The sequence below is a fragment of the Chryseobacterium sp. CG10_8 genome (assembly GCF_058117085.1).
On record NZ_JBYVEB010000164.1, the window covers coordinates 1 to 4126 of the forward strand.

Below are 4126 nucleotides of genomic sequence, written 5' to 3' on the forward strand. Positions count from 1 at the left end.
ATTTTACTAACCGTTTGATTTATTGAAAAAAAAAACAATTAAAATTATGTTTAAAAAATTAAAAAAAATGGTTTTGCCATTATTGGTATTATCTTTAACAGTATTATTTTCTTGTGTAAATAGCTCAAGTGAGGTAGATGAGATTACTAATGAACCTGTAAGTACAAATTCTGTGGTGAGTCGAATAGGAAAACCTGATTGTCCAGAGGGTTCTCATGCAGAATTGTATTATGCTGTTCAGCAATTTAACTTCCACAGACCCATAAAAAATTGTGAAAGTGGATTTTGGATTTGTGCTCAAGGTGGACATTGGGGTACAAGATGCGTTAGCAATAGTAATGGTCAATCTTTAGCTACAGCTACATTAGATAAAGGAGTCGCTAATTTGTGGGCACAGCTTATAGATGATAAGCTTGAGATACATTTTCCTATTGGCTTAAAAAATGTTGAGGGATACTCTACTGAAGATTTAAAAACATTGAATGCTGACAATGAATACGAAATTTATGATGGCATAACAATAAAGCCTGGAAATTACCCTGTGAAGGAAACGGAAAATGAATTAGTTGTTCTTGTTGATTTAATGTAATATACCAGCAGGATTGTAATAATTACAATCCTGCTTCTAATTCTTTTTCTATGAAAACAATTGTAAGTCTTCTTATATTTTCTTTAATAATATTGTCTTGTAATTCTATTGCAAATAAAATTATGGGAGTTAATAAGAATATAGAGTTTAAAGACAAATCAGAATATCTTAAATACGTCGAAAACAAATATAAAATTAATCCTAAAAATATTTTCTTTGCAGATAGGATGGATTATAACAATTTTTTATCTACCATTTCAAAATCAAAAATAGATTTTTTCTATGGCATTTTTATTAATAGCAACACAAGAACTAAAAAATCTGCCTTTCTAACTAAGAATGAGAGCTGTGTAATGAGAGTTCAGAATGAAATTGTTTCACAATATAGTACTGATGTTGAATTTGAAAAAGATTATTTGCTAACTAATAACCAATTTTTGAACATCTTAAGTAATGAACCATTACAATTAGCTTCTAAAAAACGAACAATTATTTTGGTTTTTTCATATAAATTTGGTTCATTGAGGAAAAATGATTTTCTTGAAATCGAAAAAATCGTTAATAAAAATTCTGATTATGAACTTGTAATACTTGCACTTGACAATCTTTATTTTCAGAAATAGTTTTGACTTCTGCCAACAGTGTATTAGCAAAAGCGGGCTTGAATACTCAAATTGAAAATTTGAATATTCTTCGCCGCCACTGCTTTTCGGTTTCGTTATTTTTTTGTAATTTCACTTCACCAAAAAAGCATTGGCTCAGTTTGGTTGAAAATCGAACTTTCAGTTCACTTTTCGCCCGCCTTCGCTAATACTTTTTCGTTATACGACATTTTGTGAAAATTCGTTACAAAAATAGAATTCACTTTTTTCAATGAAATAAATTCCATATTTTTGGACAAAATTTTCTAAAAACATGGAGGTAACAATTGGGACATATTTAAAAGAAAGGAGAAGTGAGCTAGGTTTGCCTTTGAGAAAAGTAGCTTCAGAAATAAATATTGACACATCTACCCTTTCTAAAATAGAAAAAGATGAACGTAAATTAAATCCTAATCTAATTGAAAAATTATCCGAGTGTTTACAAGTAAATAAATCTCAACTTGCTCAGTTACACTATCAAAGTAAATTAAATAAAGATTTAAAAGAATATTCTAATTATGAAGAAGTTGTAAGTATTGTTCAAGAACAATTCGCTCAACAAACTCTAAAATTTGAAAAAGATTGGAGAGAAAAAGTATTTTCTAATCCTCATGCAGTTATAAAAGTAGGAACATTGTTTTCTGGAATTGGTGCAATTGAATATGCATTTGAACGATTGAATTTAAAAACAGAAATTCAATTTGCTTGTGATATTGATAAACATGTTAAAGAAAGTTACTTTGCCAATTATAATATCGATGAAAAAAACTGGTATTATGACGTAAAGGAACTTAACGGCAAAAAATATAAAAATAAATTAGATTTGCTTGTAGGAGGAAGTCCTTGTCAATCATTTTCTATGGTTGGAAAGCGAAGAGGTTTTGAAGATACAAGAGGAACTTTATTTTATGAATTTGCAAGAATAGTTAAGGAAACCCAACCCAAGGTTTTCATTTTTGAAAATGTTAAAGGTCTTATAAATCATGATAATGGCAATACATTCGAAACGATAAAAGCCACCTTCGATGAATTAGGATATAAATATTTTTATCAGGTATTGAATGCAAAAGATTATGGAATTCCTCAACATCGTGAAAGAATTTTTGTAATTGGTTTTAAAGATAAATCTGAAAATTTTACATTCCCAGAATCTATTTCTTTGGAGTATAAAATGCAAGATTTTTTAGAAGACTATATTGACAGTAAATATTATTTAAAAGAAAAAGGGATAAAATTTGTTACAAGTACTTTCAACAAGAAAAAAAGATATACACAAATAAATGGTGATATAGCATTGTGCCAAAAGGCTAATCAACAATTTAATTGGCACGGAGACTTTGTTTTTGAATCAAAAGACGAACCCGAATTTAATGAGTTCATTTTTGATGTCAATTCTGTTGAGGAAAAATATTATTTATCTGATAAAGTGAAGGATTATGTTCTAAGCGAAGGAACAAAAAACTTTAAAACAACCATTAAAACAGATTTAGAAGTTGCAAGACCACTTCTGCAATCTATGCACAAAATGCATAGAGCAGGTGTTGATAATTATGTTACTCACACAGGAAGAATAAGAAAACTTACGCCAAAAGAATGCTTGCGATTAATGGGTTTCAGAGATGACTTCAAACAAGTTGTAAGTGACACACAACTTTACAGACAAGCTGGAAATAGTATAGTTGTTGATGTACTTATAGCACTTCTAAAACAAATGGATATAACAAAATTTGCAAAATAATGTCAGAATTTCAAAAAATTAAAATCGATAGTATAGAATATTTTATTGTTGATTCTATTCAAGATTTTAGAGCAGAAGACAGTTTTATTCATAGAACAAATAAACTAGCTCAATTCCATGGTAATGGAGAAGCAAAAAAACATGTTGGGACATATTCTGGAGAACTAGGTCAAAGAATGTCGTTTTTTTTTAATTATCAAAATTGGGGAGCTGAATATATTGATTTAGAAAAAAACCGAAAAACTTTTCAATCAGCAAGAGATAATGGCGCTTTAATTTCAGAAGGAAGATGTTTTTTCAGTAAATCTAATTTACTGAAATACTTAGAAGATGCAAAGACAGAATACCATGCTAAAGAACAAGTTTATCACAATAATATAACTAGTTATTATGATGAACGTTATAAGGAGGTACAAGATTTGTCTACTGAACATATTTTCTTCTCAATTTATGATGCTTCTGATAATTTATCTCAAAAGCAGAATAGAGGTTATATTCGTTCTGATGATTACATTTGGAAACTTTGGAGGGAACTTATCCTTCCAAAAATAAGTTATCTCTCAATCCTTAAATTAGTACCTGTTAATGAAGAGATTGATTATCAATATCCATTATTTTATTTTAGAATTTTGCTAGATTATCAATTTAGGTCTTTTGTGCATCCTAAATCCTTAGAATTAGAAAATATTGAGATAGAAGGCACATTGATAGAAGGACAAGATATTGAAGAAATCAGAAAAACATATAGAGTTGGGCAAGATAAATATAGAAGAGCGGTAATAGAACATATGCCACAATGTCCTTTTACAAAAATTTCTGATGAAAGATTATTGATTGCTAGTCACATAAAACCTTATAGCGTTTGTATCAAAGAAAAAAATGAATTTGAAGCATTAGACTACTTAAATGGTCTTGCTTTATCACCAACTTATGACAGGTTGTTTGACCAAGGTTACATTACTTTCACAGATGATGGAGATTTAATTTGTGGGACCCAATTAAGTTCATATACATGGGAAAAACTAAATATTAATCCAACAGCAAAAAATAGAATGCGAATTTTTCCTGAAAATAGAGAAGCTTATCTGGAGCACCATCGAAGACATGTATTTCAAGATAATATCGATGATTTGCTTTAAAAAAACGTCATATAACAGG

At 29.1% G+C, this 4126-nt stretch carries 4 protein-coding genes; all 4 read left to right on the forward strand.

What is annotated here, in order from left to right; translation table 11 throughout:
* The first annotated feature begins 22 nt into the window (after positions 1 to 22).
* A complete protein-coding gene (locus AC4AGG_RS15500; protein ID WP_489772924.1) occupies positions 23 to 589 on the forward strand; it encodes a hypothetical protein in 567 nt (188 codons plus the stop codon).
* 50 nt (positions 590 to 639) lie between these two features.
* Complete coding sequence (locus tag AC4AGG_RS15505) at positions 640 to 1212, forward strand: hypothetical protein (RefSeq protein ID WP_489772925.1); 573 nt, start codon at positions 640 to 642, stop codon at positions 1210 to 1212.
* Between the two features lie 292 nt (positions 1213 to 1504).
* Complete coding sequence (locus AC4AGG_RS15510; RefSeq protein WP_489772926.1) at positions 1505 to 2968, forward strand: DNA cytosine methyltransferase; 1464 nt, start codon at positions 1505 to 1507, stop codon at positions 2966 to 2968.
* A complete protein-coding gene (locus AC4AGG_RS15515; protein ID WP_489772927.1) occupies positions 2968 to 4107 on the forward strand; it encodes an HNH endonuclease in 1140 nt (379 codons plus the stop codon). Before AC4AGG_RS15510 ends, AC4AGG_RS15515 begins: the two co-directional genes overlap by 1 nt.
* Positions 4108 to 4126 lie beyond the last annotated feature (19 nt).

Coding starts and splice junctions, on each gene's coding strand:
- AC4AGG_RS15505 (WP_489772925.1), top strand. CDS start 640: ATGAAAACAATTGTAAGTCTTCTTATATTTTCTTTAATAATATTGTCT.
- AC4AGG_RS15510 (WP_489772926.1), top strand. CDS start 1,505: ATGGAGGTAACAATTGGGACATATTTAAAAGAAAGGAGAAGTGAGCTA.
- AC4AGG_RS15515 (WP_489772927.1), top strand. CDS start 2,968: ATGTCAGAATTTCAAAAAATTAAAATCGATAGTATAGAATATTTTATT.